This is a genomic window from Streptomyces sp. NPDC051913 (genome assembly GCF_044593635.1).
In the GTDB taxonomy this organism is placed as follows: domain Bacteria; phylum Actinomycetota; class Actinomycetes; order Streptomycetales; family Streptomycetaceae; genus Streptomyces.
The window spans coordinates 208,819-226,646 of sequence record NZ_JBIUCI010000014.1 but is presented as its reverse complement, the minus strand read 5'-3'; the positions used below and the strand labels follow the sequence as shown (position 1 = coordinate 226,646).

The 17,828-nt window shown below is 70.0% G+C and carries 17 protein-coding genes; 9 read left to right on the top strand and 8 right to left on the bottom strand.

The genetic code is table 11. The annotated features are described in order from the left end of the window. Positions 1-321 precede the first annotated feature (321 nt). The 4 genes from ACIHIX_RS34955 (at position 322) to ACIHIX_RS34940 (ending at position 4,746) form a co-directional block, all read left to right on the top strand. A complete protein-coding gene (locus ACIHIX_RS34955; RefSeq protein ID WP_399963352.1) occupies positions 322-813 on the top strand; it encodes a hypothetical protein in 492 nt (163 codons plus the stop codon). Continuing rightward, positions 786-3,422 (top strand): ATP/GTP-binding protein, encoded by a 2,637-nt coding sequence (locus ACIHIX_RS34950; protein ID WP_399963350.1) that lies wholly within the window; start codon positions 786-788, stop codon positions 3,420-3,422. The genes ACIHIX_RS34955 and ACIHIX_RS34950 overlap by 28 nt, the downstream gene beginning before the upstream one ends. A gap of 360 nt (positions 3,423-3,782) precedes the next feature. Then, entirely contained in the window at positions 3,783-4,046 is a 264-nt protein-coding gene (locus tag ACIHIX_RS34945) for a hypothetical protein (RefSeq protein ID WP_399963348.1), read from the top strand. A 97-nt stretch (positions 4,047-4,143) separates the two neighbouring features. Then, positions 4,144-4,746 carry a hypothetical protein gene (locus ACIHIX_RS34940; RefSeq protein WP_399963346.1) on the top strand — a complete coding sequence of 201 codons (603 nt, stop codon included), beginning with the start codon at positions 4,144-4,146 and terminating at the stop codon, positions 4,744-4,746. 250 nt (positions 4,747-4,996) lie between these two features. Here the strand turns inward: ACIHIX_RS34940 and ACIHIX_RS34935 are convergent, their stop codons facing one another. Next, on the bottom strand, positions 4,997-5,221 hold the full coding sequence (locus tag ACIHIX_RS34935; protein WP_399963344.1) for a hypothetical protein: 225 nt from the start codon (positions 5,219-5,221) through the stop codon (positions 4,997-4,999). A gap of 34 nt (positions 5,222-5,255) precedes the next feature. On the opposite strand from ACIHIX_RS34935, the gene ACIHIX_RS34930 reads away from it, so the two are divergent. Beyond that, on the top strand, positions 5,256-7,349 hold the full coding sequence (locus tag ACIHIX_RS34930; protein ID WP_399963342.1) for a hypothetical protein: 2,094 nt from the start codon (positions 5,256-5,258) through the stop codon (positions 7,347-7,349). 167 nt (positions 7,350-7,516) lie between these two features. Further along, entirely contained in the window at positions 7,517-9,316 is a 1,800-nt protein-coding gene (locus tag ACIHIX_RS34925; protein WP_399963340.1) for a DUF2637 domain-containing protein, read from the top strand. Positions 9,317-9,592: 276 nt separating this feature from the next. On the opposite strand, the gene ACIHIX_RS34920 is transcribed toward ACIHIX_RS34925, so the two are convergent. Then, complete coding sequence (locus ACIHIX_RS34920) at positions 9,593-10,243, bottom strand: DsbA family protein (protein WP_399963338.1); 651 nt, start codon at positions 10,241-10,243, stop codon at positions 9,593-9,595. 92 nt (positions 10,244-10,335) lie between these two features. Beyond that, on the bottom strand, positions 10,336-10,545 hold the full coding sequence (locus ACIHIX_RS34915) for a nuclear transport factor 2 family protein (protein WP_399963336.1): 210 nt from the start codon (positions 10,543-10,545) through the stop codon (positions 10,336-10,338). Positions 10,546-10,574: 29 nt separating this feature from the next. Here ACIHIX_RS34915 and ACIHIX_RS34910 point away from each other — a divergent pair, with 29 nt between their 5' ends. Further along, positions 10,575-10,754: a hypothetical protein gene (locus tag ACIHIX_RS34910; protein ID WP_399963334.1), complete on the top strand. Its 180-nt coding sequence runs from the start codon at positions 10,575-10,577 to the stop codon at positions 10,752-10,754. On the opposite strand, the gene ACIHIX_RS34905 is transcribed toward ACIHIX_RS34910, so the two are convergent. Together ACIHIX_RS34905 and ACIHIX_RS34900 are read right to left on the bottom strand one after the other, a co-directional pair. After that, positions 10,747-11,685 carry a cyclase family protein gene (locus ACIHIX_RS34905; RefSeq protein ID WP_399963332.1) on the bottom strand — a complete coding sequence of 313 codons (939 nt, stop codon included), beginning with the start codon at positions 11,683-11,685 and terminating at the stop codon, positions 10,747-10,749. The genes ACIHIX_RS34910 and ACIHIX_RS34905 overlap by 8 nt on opposite strands. A gap of 47 nt (positions 11,686-11,732) precedes the next feature. Beyond that, positions 11,733-12,470, bottom strand: a complete 738-nt coding sequence (locus ACIHIX_RS34900; protein ID WP_399963330.1) for an SDR family NAD(P)-dependent oxidoreductase — start codon at positions 12,468-12,470, stop codon at positions 11,733-11,735. 118 nt (positions 12,471-12,588) lie between these two features. Between ACIHIX_RS34900 and ACIHIX_RS34895 the strand changes: the two genes are divergently transcribed. Continuing rightward, positions 12,589-13,179 carry a TetR/AcrR family transcriptional regulator gene (locus tag ACIHIX_RS34895; RefSeq protein ID WP_399963328.1) on the top strand — a complete coding sequence of 197 codons (591 nt, stop codon included), beginning with the start codon at positions 12,589-12,591 and terminating at the stop codon, positions 13,177-13,179. A 303-nt stretch (positions 13,180-13,482) separates the two neighbouring features. Here the strand turns inward: ACIHIX_RS34895 and ACIHIX_RS34890 are convergent, their stop codons facing one another. Next, complete coding sequence (locus ACIHIX_RS34890; RefSeq protein ID WP_399963327.1) at positions 13,483-14,955, bottom strand: aldehyde dehydrogenase family protein; 1,473 nt, start codon at positions 14,953-14,955, stop codon at positions 13,483-13,485. 349 nt (positions 14,956-15,304) lie between these two features. Here ACIHIX_RS34890 and ACIHIX_RS34885 point away from each other — a divergent pair, with 349 nt between their 5' ends. Beyond that, the gene (locus tag ACIHIX_RS34885; RefSeq protein WP_399963325.1) at positions 15,305-16,177 is read left to right on the top strand and encodes a helix-turn-helix transcriptional regulator; all 873 of its coding nucleotides are present in this window, start codon (positions 15,305-15,307) and stop codon (positions 16,175-16,177) included. A gap of 77 nt (positions 16,178-16,254) precedes the next feature. On the opposite strand, the gene ACIHIX_RS34880 is transcribed toward ACIHIX_RS34885, so the two are convergent. After that, complete coding sequence (locus ACIHIX_RS34880; RefSeq protein ID WP_399963323.1) at positions 16,255-17,007, bottom strand: response regulator transcription factor; 753 nt, start codon at positions 17,005-17,007, stop codon at positions 16,255-16,257. Between the two features lie 19 nt (positions 17,008-17,026). Beyond that, the gene (locus ACIHIX_RS34875; protein WP_399963321.1) at positions 17,027-17,740 is read right to left on the bottom strand and encodes a LuxR C-terminal-related transcriptional regulator; all 714 of its coding nucleotides are present in this window, start codon (positions 17,738-17,740) and stop codon (positions 17,027-17,029) included. Positions 17,741-17,828: the final 88 nt, after the last annotated feature.

The following is a 17,828-nucleotide window of genomic DNA, read 5'->3' as shown; positions in this document are numbered from 1 at the left end:
CGCCCTGTCCGGATGAGGACGGCAGGTGCGCGTCTCGATCCGACCGGCAGCCCGGCCAGAGCGCCGCGGGACACTCCGGGTTGTCAGGGCATTGGACGATACGCCGGATCGCAGCCTCCGCCCCCGCGCTCACCTCGACTACTGGTGCTCAGTGCCCTCCTTCTCGTGATCGCCGGTATCACCCTGCTGGCCGTGGCTCATGCCCAGCAACCGTCCACTGCAACATCCACGCACCCCGCGGCCAGGGACCCATCCGGGTCCAGGACGGTCCCGTCCGCTACGGCCACCGGCCCGCCGGTTGCGGCCGAGGGCCGCGCGGGGGTGACGGCTTCTCCTGCCGGCGGCCCGTCTGCCGCCGCGAGCACCGCCACCACGCCCACAGCGTCGCCACCGGCCCGCTCCGCGGCGGGGCTGGTACCGCACGGCGAAGGTCTGGCCGGCGACCGCGCCATCCAAGCCGCGCTCGAAAAGGCCTGGCCCGCCGATCTCCCCGCCGGCCAGGAACGAGAACTCCTCGCCGAAGGGCGCGCGTTGCTGCGGGCGGACACCACCGGCATCGGCCGCACCCGGTGGCCCACAGTCTTCCCCGACACCCACCAAGGACTCGCGCCGGCGTTCGCTGCCCCACGCTTCCGCATCCAGGCCGCGATCGCCCGCCGCGCCGACCACCCGGGCCGGGCGGTGGTGCATCTGCTGTGGGCGGGCACCGACGGCGGTGGCACCTACACCGACCTGCGCATCAGCGACTGGTACTTCACCCGCACCCACACGAAGGGAGCACCCGGATGGGCCCCGCAGCCGCCCCGCACCTGACCCACCCGACCGGTCCCTCGACCGTGGCAGTCAGCACACAACACGGCCTGCTGACAGGAACCGTCGATGCCGTGGGCTGGCTGTTCGGGCACTGGTGGGTGCCGGTACTGGCCGTGGCCGGCATCTGGGGCGCGGCCGAGTGGCTCATCCGCCGGCTCGCCGCACGCGCATCCGCGGAGCGCATGGCCCTGGAACTCGCACCCACCCGGCATTTCGACCCCGGTCTGGAGGAGATCTTCCGACGCGGTGTCCAGCTCGCCCGTGCGTCCACGGCCATGCCGTGGTGGGTGCCGCGACGGGCCAAGGCGGTACAGATCAGGCTGCGCGCTGATGGCAGTACGCCGCTGCGCTACCGCGTTGAGGGACCGGCCGGCGGACAACGGCTGCTGTCCATCACCCCGTTCGGACCGGCCGTCACCGTCCAGCGGGCCCGACCCATCCACGACGGCCCGCGCACGCACACGGTGCGCGCCGAGTTCGTGCTGCGCGGCACCCCCACCGCACCACTGCGGGAAGTCCCGCTGGACCCGGACCCGCTGCAGCCGCTCATCGACGCGGTCTCGGACCTGCGCGCCGAACTCGGCGACCTGGCCGAGATCCGCCTCGACCTCCAGCGCGCCCCCAAGTGGGCGCTGCGCGCCCGACGGGCCCAGCTGATGAGTGCCGCCCGCCGCACCGAACGCCGCGAGGCACAGCGGGCCGCACGCTGGCTGCGCCACGACACCGCCGGCCTCGAGGACTCCCTCACCAGCCAGCTCCGCCACCTCGTCACCGGCCGCGACACGACAGCGGGCAGGCGGCTGGTGATGCCGCCGGTGCCGCGGCGGGTGGAGCGGGAGGAGGCGCTGGGAAAACTCGCCGCCGACGACCACCTGGTGCGCGTGCAGCTGCTGGTGATGTGCGCCTCCAACACCCCCGGTCGTGCGCAGGCCCGCCTCGCTCAACTCCAGGCCGCCCTTGACGTGTTCGGCGGCCGCTCCCGCTGGGCGATGCGCGGGCTGCGGCTCGGCCCCTGGCGCCTGGGCGCCGACCACTGGCCCACCCGCCGCGGCTTCGAACAGCGCTGGAGTCTCGGTCTGTGCCGGCCGCCCCGGGCGAACTGGGTTCGCCTGGAAGAGATCACCGGACTGCTCAAACCCCCCACCACACGCTGCCGCCTGCCCCTGCTCCCGACGGACCTGCCCACCTTCCGCTTCGGCGATCCCGACCTGCTGCTCCAGGGCATCTACCAGCATCCCGACGGACGCCGCCGCCTGGTCGCCACCCACACCGCGGAAACCCTCTTCGAATGCGCGGTCGGCAAAGCTGGCGGCGGCAAGACCGAACGCGCCCTCGCCCAGGCCATCGCCTACGCCCACGCCGGGGGCGCCCTGATGTTCCTCGACCCGCACCGCGACTCCTGGCCCCGCGCCGCCCCCTTCCTCGCCCACCCCCACGTCATGCAACGCATCGCCCTCATCGACCTCAACGCGGTCGGACCGGATCCTCAGCTCAGTTCCTGGAATCCCCTGGCCCTGCAGCACGGCCAGGCCCCGCACGAGGTCGTCGAAGCGGTCACCGACGCCTTCGCCTCCGTCCTGGGCTGGGACGACGCCACCGCACCCCGCGCCCTGACCATCCTCACCGCCGCCCTCACCGTCCTGACCACCCTCAACCAGACGGCCTGCCACGCCGGCCGGCCCGAGGACCAGGCCACCCTCTTCCAGATCCGCCCCCTGATCACCGACCCCGCCTTCCGCACCGCCGCACTGGCCGCCACGGCCGACCGGATCGACCCGGACACCCGAGCGTGGTGGCACACCGTCTTCCCCACGCTGCCCACCGACGCCTTCGCCGTCATTCTCAACCCGCTCGCCCGGCTCACCGCACACCCCACAACGCGCGCCTTCCTCGGCCAGCCCACCGGCGTCTACAACAGCCGCGCCGCCATGGACAACCAGCTCATCGTCTGGATCTGCCCGGCCGGCACCGGACCCACCGACCGCCTCCTGACCGCACTCATCGCCCGCGACCTGCTGCGCGCCGTCCGCTCCCGCCGCGACACCCCCGAACACCAGCGACGACCCTTCCGGCTGTACTTCGACGAACTGATCACCCTGACCGGAGCCGCACCGGAAACCATCGCCGCCATGTTCGAGGACTTCCGCAAATACCGCGTCAGCGTCCACGGCATGACCCAACTCCTGGGCCGCCTGCCCGCACCGGTACGGATGTCGCTGACCCAGAACGCCTCCACCCTCGCCTCCACCGCCGGCTCCACCGCCGCCATCGCCCCCATCACCGCCGAATGGGGCGACACCCCCACCCCCCACGAAGTCGCCGCACTCGACCGGTTCGAGCACTACACCACCCTGACCATCCACGGACGACGCATCGGCCCCCTACGCCTCACCGGACCCCACCTCGACGACGTCTTCGCCGACCAGGCCCGCCCCCACCACACCCACGCCTTCGAAGCCGCGGCCCACACCACCGCCCGCGCCCGCCCCCTGACCGAACTCACCGCCACCGCCGCAGCCCAACAAGCCCGCGTCGTCGCCTTCCTCACCCAGCACGCGACCACCACACCCCCCGCACGCCCCAGCACGGAGGACCAGGGATACCAGTGACCGGCACCCGCCCGACACCTCTCGCAGAACCACACGCCTCGGGCACCACACCCCCGCCCCGCACTTTGTCGGGCCGATGCCCCACGCGAGACCGGCCCTCTCACCACCTGACGGGTGAAGTCCCTCTCGGCGCAGCAGTGCTGCAGGACGCGCAGTCCACTCTCTGCCGCCGAGGCGTGGTGACCGCGCAGGGTCGGCGCCACTGTGATGGGTGGTCAGGTCGGCCTGTCGAATGTCGCAGGTTCGTAACTCGACCCAAACCACTTGCACTTTGCGTGCGCGAACCATAGATTCACTTCTGCCACTCAATGCACGGCCGCGCATCCCGCTTGCCCCACACTGCACTTGAGGGAGACAGACATGCACCGTCCGACACACAATGTTCGCAGTCACGAAGCATTCAATGCCGGCGCTCGCGAGGTCTCCGGCGATGCCGCGGGCTCAAACGGGTGGCCGCCGTCCACCCGGACCGTCACCCACATCGGCCGTGCCTGCGTCATCGAAGGCCTCGCCGACTTCAGCCTCGACGACCTCCGCCTGGTCCGCGACCGCTTCCCCCGCCGCCACGTCACCCTCGACGGCGACGTCATCACCGTCTGGCCCACACCCCTCCCCCACTCCTAACCACAGGGCCGCACAGCCGACTCCCGGCCCGCAGATCAGCCTGCGACCCAAAACCCTCACCGCGCGCCCTCTTGCTGCCGAAAGGACGAGCTCTCCCATGACCAGCCTGGGCACCACCAGGTTCACCCGGCGCCTGTTAGCCGTGACAATCACGGCAGGACTCACCCTCACCACCGCCAACTGCGCCGGCTCCCCACCCACCCCTCAAACCGGCCACACCCAGCCCACCCCCACCCACACCACAGCGGACGACACCCCCTCCGGCAGCAGTACACCCCGCGCACAGACCGGCCAGGCTAAAACTCTGTTAGCCGAACTCGACGGACCCGCCAGCCTGACCCTCGCACTCACCGCGGCCGAACGCGACCAGAGCGGCTACCTCACCTTGCGCGGCATCCTGCGCAACGAGGCAGACGTCCCCGTCACCGTGCCCGCCCAACTACGCGGCACCGAGGACAAGATCGTCCAGACCAGCCCCTCCCTGGCCGGCGCCACCCTCATCGACTTCACCCACCACAAGCGCTACTACGTGCTGCGTGACACCGACGGCAACCCCCTGACCACCATCGGACTGACCCGCCTCAAAGCCCGCCAGAAGGTGGAGGTGTTCATGCAGTTCCCCGCACCACCCGCCACCACCGACCGCGTCGGCTTCCAAATGCCCCTGTTCGACACCACCACCATCCCCCTCACCCGATGAGGCGCGCCAGCATGGACTCCCTCCACGCGCATCTCACGCCCCGGTACCTGGCCCCGGCTTGCATGCTGATCCTCTCGCTGGCACTCGCCGGCGCTGTCGGCGAAAGCAAAGAACTCACACCCACAGCCGCCGCCAGCAGCGGCAGCGAGTCTGGCGCCCCGTCCCCGACACCCTCCCTGGCGCTGCGCCCCGGCGCCCGCCTCGCTCCCGAGCGCATCCTCGACTTCTACTCCACACCACTGGCCCTGAACTACGTCATCACCGACCAAGACGCCGCACCCCCCGACCACAGCACCGCCACTCCGCACGCCTCCCGCACACCGGAGGACGGCGGTGCCGAGGAGCCCGGCAATGGCTCCCCCAGGACATCCGCACCCGTCTCGCCCAGCAACACCGCCAGCTCGGCATCGGCATCGGCATCGGCATCGGCATCGGCAACACCGTCCAGCGCCTCTTCCCCCGCTCCCGCCAGCACGCACCAATCGGCTCCGTCCGATAACGATCACGCGGTGAGCATGTACAGCCTGATCGGCGCCCTCGCACTCCTGACCGCGGCCATCACCGCCGCCCTCGCCCTGCGCAGAACCCACCAGCGATCGAAAGCCGGCCACCGCACCAGCAGGGACACGAACACAGCACCGACCACGGACTCCTCGCCCACGGCGGACGCCCCAGAGGGCGTCCTGCTCCTGGACGCGGCCCTGCGCACCATGGCCCACCACGACACGCAACTCCCGCAACCCGCAAACCTGCCGACGATACGCGGCGCACTCATCGCCGCCACCAGCGTGCGGGTCCTGACCGAGGACCCCACCACCGAGCCGCCCATACCCTTCACCGCCAGCGACGACGGTCACTGGGAGCTGCCGGAAGACGCCGACCTCCTCGACGCGGACACGGCCGCCCAGGCACCCGCCCCCTACCTCGCCCTGGTCACCCTCGGCACCACCGACAACAACGAACTGCTGCTCCTGAACCTCGCCTCGCTGCCCGCTCTACTCCTCGACGGCGCACCTGAGCGCATCGGCGAAGTGTGCACCGCCCTGGCCGTCGAAATCGCCACCAACCCCTGGACTGACGGCCTCGATCTCATCGCCGTCGGTTGCGGCACCGGCCTCGACCGCCTGCTCCCCGCCTCACAGGCGACACACGTGCCCGACGCCCCTCACGCCCTGCGCGAGGCGAATGAACGGCTCCTGGAAGCGCAGCAGTTACCCGCCGTCCACCGAGCGCCGCTCGTGGTGCTGTGCGCCGCCCCGCTCGACACCGACTCCGCCTCACGCTTCGCCGACCTCACCACCACGAACAGCCCTCGCCCCCTCACCCTGATAGCCCCCGCCCACACCACAACGGCCCACTTCCCCCACGCACCCGTCCTCGATGCCTCGGTCCACCACACGCAGTACTTCGAGCACCTGGACGCACACATCACGCTCCAACGCCTCACTCCGGCCGCCTACCATGAGATCACCACGGCACTCCAGAACGCAGACACGGCCCAGCCTCGCACTCACAGCATCGAACACAACACCGGGCAAAACGGCGCGGACCACGGCGCCAACGCCCCTGCCCAAAGCGAGCAAGCGCCGACGGCCGACTTGCCAGCACCCGCCGTGCCTTCGGCCGCCGCGTCGACGGCCCACGATGACGGCCGCAGGAGCGATGGCGGCGGCGTGTTCCCCGCCCTGCTCACCGCACTCCGCTCGACCAGCACCGACCCAGCCCTCTCCCACCCACGGAATTCCCGAACAGATGCCAGAGCATCCGCAGGACAAACCCCCGCGCTCGGCACCGATCCTGGGCAGCCCGCCCGAAGGGACGCGTCAAAGAAGGCGCATACGCGTCCAGGCATCGACCGCGATACGCCTCAGATTCGGGTACTAGGCCCCGTCGAGGTCGACGGCGTCGATGCCGGCGGACACGGCCCCCGCATCGCCCAGCTCGCCGCACTGCTGTATTTCAAACCCGGCCGCAGCGCCGACACCCTCTGCCACGACATGGACCCAGCCCGCCCCTGGTCCAGCACCACGCTCAACTCCCGCCTCCACGGCCTGCGCTCCGCCCTCGGCAAAGACCCCACCGGCAAGCCCTACGTTCCCCGTCGAAAAGCCGGCGACGACCCCTACCACCTCCACCCCGCCATCACCTGCGACTGGACCCGCTTCCAGCACCTCACCCAGCCCCCGCCCTCGGACGAGAGGACCACAGTTGTTCACATCGAACGGCTCGAGGCGGCCCTCGCTCTGGTCCGTGGCACGCCCTTCGACGGCAAAGCCATGCCCTGGGCCGAGCCCCTGCAGCAGGAAATGTCCACCGCCGTCATCGACGTCGCCCACGCCGTCGCCACCCACCGCATGAGCCCCGGCCCACACCAGGACCTCGACACGGCGCGTCAGGCCGTCGCCCGGGGCATCGACATCGACGAGACAGCTGAAGTCCTCTACCGGGACTGGATCTTGATCGAGGAAGCAGCCGGCAACCGGCACGGTGTCCGCACCGCCATCAGCCGCATACAGCACATCCGCCGCACCCTCAACTGCCCTCTGGAGGAGGAGACCGCACAGCTCATCAACACACTCCTGGGCCCCGCCCGCCACACCTAGGCCACCCACCGATGACCGCCACGCCCCAAGCCGCCCATCTCCGCCAGCCCGCCCACGACGCCGCACGACCGCTGCCCCCGTGCCCGGCCCCTGGCTCACGGGACAACGGCATCCAAGCCCCCGCCGTACCCAGGCCCGCCGGCGCAGCCACGCCGGTGATACACCGCGTGCACCGACTCCTCATCGCCGCCATCGCCACCGGGGCCGGGCTCATCGCCGGGATCGGCTTCACCGGCTCCTACACCGCCGTCCGCGACCTCGCCACGACCAAAGGCTTCGGCGCCTTCGCCTACCTGTTCCCCATCGGTATCGACGCCGGCATCTGCGTCCTGCTCGCCCTCGACCTCCTCCTCACCCACCACCGCTGCCCCCTGCCTCTCCTTCGCCATACCGCCTGGCTCCTCACCACGGCGACCATCGCGTTCAACGCCGCCACCGCCTGGCCCGACCCTCTCGGGGTCGGCATGCACGCGGTCACACCCCTTCTGTTCATCACCACCGCCGAAGCCGCCCGCCACGCCACCGGCCGCCTCGCCGCGATCACCGCCGACACACACATGGACGGCGTCCGCCCCGCCCGCTGGTTCCTCGCGCCTGTTCCCACCTTCTTGCTGTGGCGCCGCATGAAACTCTGGGAACAACGCTCCTATCGGCAGGCCCTCGACCTTGAACAACAGCGTCTGCTCTACCAGGCCCAGTTGAGGAACCGCTACGGACGCACCTGGCGACGCAAAGCCCCCGCCCAAACCCTCATACCTCTCCGCCTCGCCCGCTACGGCATCCCACCCGCCGGCACCCACCAGACAACCGACTGTCCGGCCACGCCGGACCGCCACCCGCAACCTGCCCACATCGAATCCACCACACCCCAGCCCACCAACGCAGAACTCACCCCTCACCCGTCACCAGCGCTCAGCCACACAGCGAACGCGACCCACCCCACCAGCAACCCGAAGCCGCCCATCCCCGAAAGCCATGCGCAACAACTCCAGGCCGTGCGACAGGCGTTGTACGGTGTCAGCCGCTCTGCACCCACCCCCACACACTGGGCGCGGTGGCACCGCCACGGCAGCCGCCCACCCGAGACCGACAGCCACCCAGAAGGGGCAGGTGCAGGCACCAAGAACAGCCCCGCACCTCACACTCCACCACCAGAGAGCCCGCACACGAGAAACGTGACCGGCCCGGAAGCCCACCCAGAGACCGAATCCAGCACAGGCGGCACCCCACCCGTACACCGTCAGCACCGGGAGCCGATCCCACCGGACACCCTCGCCCCCACACACCTGCAACTCGAAAATGGCGCCGGGCCCGCGCCCAACGGCCATCAGTCCAAGGCAATTACACCGAGAAAACACCCGGCCACCGGCTCCGCCCGCAGCCCTATTGCCCTGCCCCTCGAGCCAGACCCCCAAGCAGCGTCCCAAACACAGCGGACGGACACCCGCGATGACCCCAGATCCCCAAGGCCCTCATCACACCAGCCAGCTGAAAGCCCGCCCGTCCCGCGGGATCAACACCAACCGCATCATGACGGCGAGGGCAACACCGCCTCACAGCAGCCATCCAGCAGCTACCGGCTGACCTTAACCGACCGCTACTACCTCGCATGGATGAACTACCAGACCCAACACGGCACCGAGCCCACACCTGAGCAACTCTCCACCCGCCTCGCCGCCCAAGGACTCCTCGGACGAGGAGGCACACCTCTCAGCCCCTCAAACCTGCGCCGCCACCTCCTCAACTGGCGCATCTACAACCTCTGGACCACACACCACACCCCCGACACCGCCCCGTCCGCCGACGACATCGCACGCCAATGCGCTACCCACCACATCACCGGCCAATACAACCGCCCCGTCACCCCCACCTACATCACCCAACAAACCCCTGAATTCCAACGCCGCAGACAAGCCCTCACCCACCACGAACACCACCAGCCAGACACCGGCCCAACAACGACGTAAGGGCATCCACCTTCCGCCCTAAGGGCACGCAGAGAATCAAGATGCTGATTTGATCTTCGAGGGGCCGCAGGTGCGGGCGCGTGCCCCGCCCTCGCCGGCCACCATGAACGCTGCGCCCAGCAGGTGAATCAGCTGTCTCCGGCGGTGGTTTGACTCTCGGAGTGCGGGCCTTCCTGGTCTGCCGCGCTGATCGTGCAGGTGCCGGTTTCGACATCGCACCAGCCGCCGTCCGGGCCGGTCTCGATGAAGGCGAGAGGCGATGGGGCAGAGGGGGTGTCAGCCATGGATGTGGTCCCATGCGCGATCGATGGCGTCGGTGTACTGGGCGAGGCTCGTCGTACCGGACACTGCGAAGCTGTTGCCGAGGACGGTGAAGGGCACTCCGCGGGCGCCGAGGCCGACGGCGGCGGCGTGGTCGGCCCGTACTGCGTCGGCGTAGCGGTCCGTGGCGAGCGCGTCGCGGATCTCGTCGGCGGGAACTCCCAGGTTGATGCCGAGGCGGATCAGGGTGTCGTGCCTGAAGGCGTCGGGGTTTCCGCCGAACAGCTCGTCCTGCATCGCTGCCATGTACGGCCGCCCGACGCCGTGTTCGTTGCCGAGGTGGACCAGGCGCAGCATGTCGAGTGTGTTGCGCACCGGCCGGTCGAGGACGTAGGGCAGGCCGTCGGCTGCGGCCTGCCCCGCCACGTCTCTCTCCATCGCTCGCGCCTGCTCAGGCGTCACCCCATACCTCCTGACCCGGTACTCCGGGATCCAGCTGACCTCGGTGGGGACGTTCGGGTCGAGCTGCCAGGTGTGGATCTTCAGGTCGATGTCGGCCGCGTGCGGGGACTGTGCGACCGCGGTGCTCAGACGGTGCTCGCCGACGTAGCACCAGGGGCAGAGCACGTCTGCCCACACGTCGATCGTCAGCCGGGGGAATGTCATAGCGGTGCGCCGCCTTTCGTGAACCGCATGTCAACTGCTATGGACGGCCCCGGAGATGTCCTGCGATCAGGAGCATTCCCGGGGCCGAGGGGTTAGAGCGTCACCAGGAGGGCGACGGCATGCTGGGTGTCGAGATACTTCCTGATGCGCAGGATCTTGTTGTCCCGCACCCGGATGACGAGGACCAGCCGCTGGTTGTAGACCTTCCAGCGGCGGAAACACCCGCGGCTCTCGACCTCCGCCACGACCCGGTCATCCTGTGCCGTGGTGGACGTGACCTTGATGTCCAGTCCGTTCGGCATGATCTCTCCGACCCGGCCCAGCATCATGAGTGAGGCCGACAACACCGTTCTGGTGCCGCGGTTCCTTCGAACGCTTCGCCGCGGGCCACGCGCAGGCGGCATTCGCTCGGCTGGACGAGCAGGTGGTGTGGTCGGTGTCGGGCCGACCCGACCTGTACCCCTCCGCCGGCAACCACGGCAAGGCCGACGTCATCGAGGCTTCTACTTGAGCGCGATGGGGGTGATGGGGGATCCGACCGAGCCGGTGATCTTCAGGCCGGGGGCGCACAGGAGGAACTCCCAGACGCCGTCCTGGGCGCAGTCGGCGGCCAGGGCCTCGAAGTCCCACATCTCGCCGAGGGTGAGGCCCATGTCCCGGATCGCGACCTGGTGGAAGGGGGCGTAGGTGCCTTCGATCGGGGAGGGGTAGACCTCGACCGCCCAGTTGTCCACGGCTACGGCGGCGACCTCGCGGTCGTACAGCCAGCGCAGGGTGTCGAGGCCGAGGCCGGCCTCGTTCTCGCCCATGTAGTGGTCGCGGTCTCCTTCGGCGAACCAGCGGTGCCACCCGGTGCGGACGCAGAGGATGTCACCGGATTCCACGTGCACGCCCTGGCGTTTCTCGGCCGCCGAGAGGTCGGCGGCGGTGATCTCATAGGAGTCGGCCAGGCGGTCGGCGCCCTTGAGCGCGGCGATGTCCAGGAGCACCCCGCGCGAGATGGGACGTCCGGCCACCTTGTCGAAGGAGTCCTTCGAGGCGCCCGTGAAGTTGTTGACCGCTGCGGCCGGCACGTTGTTGTAGAAGTGGCCGCCGTATCCCATGTGGGCGAGGCCGTCCCACTGGGTGGCCGCCTGAAGGCTCATCACCACCAGGTCGTCGGTACCGAACATGCCGTCGGGCGTCCCGGCGCTGTCCGAGGGCAGCAGAGTCATCAGGTGCTGAGGGTTGTTGCGGAAGGTGTTCGGGCCGGCCGGGCCCTCCTTGCCGAACGACATGCCCAGGTCGAACGTCTTTCCTGTCCTGACCAGCTGGGCCGATGCGACGCGCTTGGCGGGCGTGATGAAGTTGAGGGTGCCGATCTCGTCGTCGTCGCCCCACCGTCCCCAGTTGCTCAGTTCCTTGCCGAGCGCGTGATGCGGCCAGGTCGTGGTGTCGTTCATAGGATTCTCCTCAAGAAGGCTTTGCAGCGGTGGTGTTGTGGTGGTGGTCAGATCTGGGTGTGGCCGCCGTCGACGACGAGGTCGGATCCGGTGGTGTAGCGGTTGTCGTCGGCAGCGAGAAACAGCACGGCCGCCGCGATCTCCTCGGGCCTCCCGAGGCGTTGCAGGGGGACCATGGCTGCGAGGGCGGCACGCAGGGCGTCCGGGTCGCCCTGCGTGTCGATGATCGGGGTGTCGATGGGTCCGGGGCTGACCGTGTTCACCCGGATCCCGCGCCCCTTCAGCTCATTCGCCCAGGTGCGGGCGAAGGAGCGGATGGCCGCCTTGGTGGCGCTGTAGACGGTGCGCTCCGCCGCGCCGTTCAGGCGTCCGGCGGATGCCATCAGGACGACGGAGCCGTTGTCGTTGAGCAGCGGCAGCGCCTTCTTCACGGTGAAGAACGTGCCCCGGGCGTTGACGGAGAAGATCCGGTCGAAGTGCTCAGGCGTGGCCTCGGCCAGGGTGGCCTGCTCGCCGCGGCCGGCGTTGGCGACGAGAACGTCGACGCCTTCCCGCTCCTCCTTGACCTGCCGCCACAGACGGTCGAGATCTTCCAGACGGGAGATGTCGACCTGTACGGCTGTGACATCGCCGCCGATCCGAGCCTGTGCCGCGGCCAGTTCCTCCGGGTCGAGGCCGGTGATGTACACGTGGGCGCCCTCGGCGACGAAGGTCTTGGCGGTCGCCAGGCCGATACCGCTGCTTCCGCCGGTGATGACCGCGGTCTTGCCGTCCAGTTTGCCCATGAGAGCCACCCACCTTTCCGTGTAGCGATCACTAAAGCAGTGAACGGCTACACTGTAACGACCGCTAAAGCGATCGTGCAACCGTGTGCCCCAAGGCCCGGAAAGGGAGGAGAACCTCATGCCCAGAGGCGGTAAGCGCGCCTTCGACGAGGAGGCGGCGCTGGACGTGGCGCTGGAACTGTTCTGGCGGCAGGGCTACGAGGCCACCTCCATCGCCGACCTGACCGAGGCGATGGACATCCGGCCGCCCAGCCTCTACGCGGCCTTCGGCAACAAGCAACAGCTCTTCGAGAAGGTCCTGGACCGCTATGCCCAGGCCCGCTCACCGCTGTCCCGCGACGCTCTGGCACAGCCCACGGCACGTGACGTGGCGCTACGACTGCTGACGGGCCTGGTCGAGGCCTACACCACGCCCGGCAAGCCCCGCGGCTGTCTGACCGTGCAGGCAGGACTGGCCTCCGGCGAGGACGGCCGCGCGATCGTGGAGGTGCTCAAGACCGCGCGCGACGACTACCGGCGGGCCGTCCAGGGCCGATTCGAAAAGGCCGTGGCGGACGGCGATCTACCGGCTGGTACCGATTGCAGGGCCCTGGCACGCTTCCTCATGGCCACTGCCGAGGGGCTCGCCGTCAACGCTGCCTCCGACGCACCCCGCGAGGAACTGATGGCCGCCGCCGTCCTCGCCGCCCAGGTGGTACCCGCGAACTGACAGGCACGCGGGCCTGAGTTCGCGCCCGTCCCGACAGCGACGAGCGTGCGCCGGCGGGTTCGTCGGCGTCGGTGTCCCGGTGGGCACATGACCACCCTCACGTGCGGAAGTAGCGCGCCTGGGCAGGCGCAGGGGACGGTCCCCACCGAGGATGACGCATCCGGGCCGGCGGCCGTGTACGCGGACGGGGCGACGACGAACGCAGTCGCGGTTGACACCGGCGGAGGTATGGACGGGCGGCGGTCAACGGCCCTGCACAGGCTCCGGCAAGAACGTGTGCAGGGCCGCCGCAACTACCGCTCGTCACAGGCCGAGGCGGGACCGGATCTCCGCCGCCGATGCGGTGATGGCCTGGTCAAGGCCCGCCTCCACCTCCGCGGCGAGCGCGGGGTCACCGACCAGCGTCGCGGTGACGCCCTGCGGCCCGGGCTGGGTCGCCACGGTGCGCCGGTGCGTGAACGTATCGAAGCCAGTCCTTCCGCCGTACGCCCCGGAGCCGGAACCGCCGACCCCGCCGAAGGGGGCATTGCTGACGGCGGCGTGCAGGAAACCGTCGTTGCGGGTGACGCCGCCGGAGGTCGTGGCGTCCAGGAACCGCCGGAAGTCCTCGCCATCCTCGCCGTACCAGTACGCGGCCAGCGGTGCCGAGCGGGCGTTGATGTACGCGACGGGCTCGGCAGGGTCGTCGTAGGCGTGGATCACCAGCACCGGCCCGAAGATCTCCTCCCGTGAGATCTCCGCCTCCTCCGGGACGTCGAGCAGCAGCGTCGGCGGGATCAGGCGCAGCTCGCGGGACGGCTCCTCGTCGACCGGGGTGATCTTCCGGGCGCCGTGCGCCTCGGCGTCGCGGACGAGGCCCAGGACCCGGTCGAAGTTGCGGTCGTTGACGAGGGAGACCGCGGCCGGGTGGTCGGTGTAGGTGGGAAAGAGGCGGACCAGGGCGGCACCCAGGCAGTCGGTGAAGTCGTCCAGATGTTCCCGGGGAACGAAGACGTAGTCGGGGCAGAGACAGACCTGACCCCCGTTGCTCATCCTGCTGCCGGCGATGCGCTCGGCGGCCAGTTCCAGGTCGGCGTCCCGGGCGACGACGGCGGGGTTCTTGCCTCCCAGCTCCAGGGTGACGGGAACGAGGTTCGCCGCGGCGGCCTGGCCCACGAGTGTGCCCACCTGGGGAGAGCCGGTGAACAGGAGGTGGTCCAGAGGCAGGTCCGAGAACTCCTGGGCGGTCTTCAGATCCCCGCACACCACAGTGACCTCGTCCTCGCCGAGGTACTTGGACACGGCCCGGGCGAACGCCTCGCCGGTGCGGACGTGGACGTCGGTGAACTTGATGATCACGCGGTTGCCGGCGGCCAGTGCGTCCAGTGCCGGGCGGACCGCCAGCCCGACGGGCAGGTTCCACGCGGTGACGATCCCGACGACGCCGAGCGGCTGCTGCTGGACGAAGGCCGGGACCGGGCCCTCGACCGGGACCGGCTTCATCCATTCCTCCAGTCTCTCGCGCAGTACCTCGGACGCTCCGAGCAAGCCGAGGACCTCCCCCGCCTTGGTCAGGGCCACCGGCCGTCGGCCGAAGTCCTCGGTCAGTGCGGCGGTGAGCTCGTCAGCGGCGTCTAGTACGGCGAGGACCAGCCGGTCGATCCGGCCGCGCCGCACCTGCGCGCCGGGCGGGCCCTCACGACGAAAGGCCGCCCGCTGAAGGGCGACGATCCGGTCCAGCTCCGCGCGACTGACATGCGCGGGGATGGGTGCGGCTGTGGGAACAACGGCAGACATGCGAATCAGCTCCTTGATCGAAATCTTCGACACCTCAGTCGGACCTGCCAGGTCAGCCGCCGTTCGCCAGCGCCCCGAGAGGGCGCACAAAAGGCGGCGCGTGTGACCGTCGCGCCGATCGCCGCCCGGACGGCCTCAACGCCGGTCCGGCAGGACACCGTGGTGAGGCACGCCCGCTTCACCGACCGATCGATCGCGGTGGCCGCGACGGCCAAGGGGCCCTCGAAAGGTGTCGTGGTCAGGGTCACGACTGACGGTCGCCCACAGCCGACGGTTTACCCAGAGCCCCACCGGTCCTGGGGGTGACAGGACCAGGATCGCCGCGGCCGGCGACCGTACCGTGGAAGACATGGTGAACGAGACCGCCCTCGGCGAGTACCTACGGGCCCGTCGCGAGCAGATCGGCCCCGAGGAGGTCGGCCTGCCCCTGTCCGGGCGCCGCCGGGTGCCCGGGCTGCGCCGTGAGGAAATTGCCCTGCTCGCCGGGATCAGCGCCGACTACTACCTACGTCTGGAACAGGGCCGCGACCGCAACCCCTCCACGCAGGTTCTCGACGCCCTCGCCCGCGCTCTGCGCCTGGACGAGGACGCCACCGCCCACCTGCACCGCCTCACCCGCCCGGAACGCTCCCGCCGGCACCCGGTGCCCCGGCGGGCCGAACGCGCCGCCGACGGCATCCGGCAGCTCATCAACACCTGGGCCCAGACCCCCGCCTACATCCACGGCCGCCTCATGGACATCCTGGCCGCCAACCCGCTCGCCCAGGCCCTCACTCCGGTCCTGACGCCGGGTACCAACCTGGTCCGCTCGATCTTCCTCACCCCGGCCTCCACCGCCGCCCACGGTGACTGGAACATCAACGCAGAAGGCACGGTCGCCGCCCTGCGCGCCCTCGTCGGCCCCGACGTCGACGACCCCGCGCTCAACGAACTCGTCGGCGAACTATCCGTGCGCAGCGAGCACTTCCGCACACTCTGGTCCCGGCACGAGGTCCGCCCCAAACGCAGCGGCACCTTCACCTTCGAACACCCCCAGGTCGGCCCCCTCGAACTGCGCCACGAGAAACTGCTGATCACCGACACCGACCGCCAGACCCTCGTCGTCTATCACGCCGAACCCGGCACCCCCACCGCCGAACGCCTCACCCTCCTGGCATCCCTCGCCTCCACGCCGCAGCCCTCTCCCGCCGAACGTGGCGCCCGGGACGTCAGGCGTCCATGACCAGCGCCGGGACGCTGAGTGTGAGCGGTCGCCAGCGATGGGCCACGCCCGACTGAACGATTTCATCCTGGCTCCAGTCAGGACACGGACGGGCGTATGCCCGTACTGGGTGCGGTCATGAGGCGGAAGCCCACACCCCGTACGGCCTGAATGGTCAGGGCGTCGCCGAACTTGTGCCGCAGGGCGGAGATGTGGGTGTCGAGGGTCTTGGTCGGGCCGAACCAGTTGGCGTCCCAGACGGCGGCCATGATGGTCTCGCGCGTCACGAGCGCTTCCGGCCGCTGCGCGAGGAAGGCGAGCAGGGCGAACTCCCTTGGTGTCAGGGCGACTTCGGCGCCGTCCAGGAAAGCGCGGTGGGCCTGACGGTCGATGACCACCCGGCCGTGCCGGTCTGCTGTCCGTCCAGGTGCAGGGAGGTTGATCACCACGCCGGGGCGGCCGGGTTCAAAGGGCTCCGGAGTAGGCGGTAGGGCGCTCGCGCGGCGGCGCTGCACCGCACGCATCCGGGCGATCAACTCCCTTACCAGGAAGGGCTTGACGAGGTAGTCGTCGGCGCCGAGTTCGAGGCCGACGACTTTGTCGGCCTCGCTGTCGCGTGCGCTGATCATGATGAGGGAGACGTCGTCGCCGGCGGCGCGCAGTTGTCTGCAGACGTCGAGGCCGTCGATGTCGGGCAGGCCCAGGTCGAGCAGGACCATGTCCCAGGCGGTTCCGGCGCGCAGGGCGTCCCGTCCGGTGGCAGCCCGGTGCACGGTGTGGCCGTAGCGCTTCAGGCCGCGTTCCAGCGGGTCGGCGATGGCGGGGTCGTCCTCGACGAGAAGTACGCGCATGTCGGTTCCTCACGATGCGTCATTCGGTGGGGGGTTGAGCGGGAGAGCCGGTCGGCAGGGGTGGCTCGGGAAGGCCGTACGAGTCCGGATTCGTAGGCGAAGACCACCGCCTGGACGCGGGCGCGGGCTCCGATCTTGGTGAGGATGTTGTCACATGGGACTTGACCGTGGTCGGCGCTATGCACAGCCGTGCGGCGATCTCGCCGTTCGAGTACCCGGCGGCGACGGCGGCCAGGACGTCGCGTTCGCGTTCGGTGAGGTCTTCCAGTCGTCCTTTCGGCTCCAGGGCCTCGGGGCGCGGGCCGTGGCGGACGGCGTGAATGAGAGCGCGGGCCAGGACCGGGGGGACGACCGCGTCCCCGGCGGCCACGGTGGAAAGGGCCGAGATCACTTCGTCCGGGGCGGCCGTGGCGGGCAGGTATCCGTCGGCTCCGGCGCGCAGGACGTCGTAAGCGTGTTCTTCGCGGTGCGCAGAGCTCAGGACGAGGACGCGCGGCGGCCCTGAGTCGACGAGGCGGGTCAGTCTGAGACGGCGGACGGTCGCGATGACGTCGGGGGCGGGCATTCCGCTGCACAGCACGACGACCTGCGGGCGCAGTACGTCGTGCAGACGGGCCGTCTCGGCGCCGCTGTCCGCCTCGCCGACAACGGTCATACCGGGATGCGGGGTGAGGAGGGTGCGCAGGCTGAGGCGGTGAAGGGCGTGGGGGTCGGCGATGAGGACGGTGATCATGCCGGACGTCTCCAGTGGGGGTGTGGGCGTCCACGGGTGATGGGAGGGATATGAGTCCGGTCGGGCCCCGGGCACGGGCGGGGCGCCA

What these genes read in the sequence shown, in the direction of transcription:
- ACIHIX_RS34950 (WP_399963350.1), top strand. Translation starts at nt 786, where the DNA reads ATGGGCCCCGCAGCCGCCCCGCACCTGACCCACCCGACCGGTCCCTCG.
- ACIHIX_RS34945 (WP_399963348.1), top strand. Translation starts at nt 3,783, where the DNA reads ATGCACCGTCCGACACACAATGTTCGCAGTCACGAAGCATTCAATGCC.
- ACIHIX_RS34940 (WP_399963346.1), top strand. Translation starts at nt 4,144, where the DNA reads ATGACCAGCCTGGGCACCACCAGGTTCACCCGGCGCCTGTTAGCCGTG.
- ACIHIX_RS34920 (WP_399963338.1), bottom strand. Translation starts at nt 10,243, where the DNA reads ATGACATTCCCCCGGCTGACGATCGACGTGTGGGCAGACGTGCTCTGC.
- ACIHIX_RS34915 (WP_399963336.1), bottom strand. Translation starts at nt 10,545, where the DNA reads ATGCCGAACGGACTGGACATCAAGGTCACGTCCACCACGGCACAGGAT.
- ACIHIX_RS34905 (WP_399963332.1), bottom strand. Translation starts at nt 11,685, where the DNA reads ATGAACGACACCACGACCTGGCCGCATCACGCGCTCGGCAAGGAACTG.
- ACIHIX_RS34900 (WP_399963330.1), bottom strand. Translation starts at nt 12,470, where the DNA reads ATGGGCAAACTGGACGGCAAGACCGCGGTCATCACCGGCGGAAGCAGC.
- ACIHIX_RS34895 (WP_399963328.1), top strand. Translation starts at nt 12,589, where the DNA reads ATGCCCAGAGGCGGTAAGCGCGCCTTCGACGAGGAGGCGGCGCTGGAC.
- ACIHIX_RS34890 (WP_399963327.1), bottom strand. Translation starts at nt 14,955, where the DNA reads ATGTCTGCCGTTGTTCCCACAGCCGCACCCATCCCCGCGCATGTCAGT.
- ACIHIX_RS34885 (WP_399963325.1), top strand. Translation starts at nt 15,305, where the DNA reads ATGGTGAACGAGACCGCCCTCGGCGAGTACCTACGGGCCCGTCGCGAG.
- ACIHIX_RS34880 (WP_399963323.1), bottom strand. Translation starts at nt 17,007, where the DNA reads ATGCGCGTACTTCTCGTCGAGGACGACCCCGCCATCGCCGACCCGCTG.
- ACIHIX_RS34875 (WP_399963321.1), bottom strand. Translation starts at nt 17,740, where the DNA reads ATGATCACCGTCCTCATCGCCGACCCCCACGCCCTTCACCGCCTCAGC.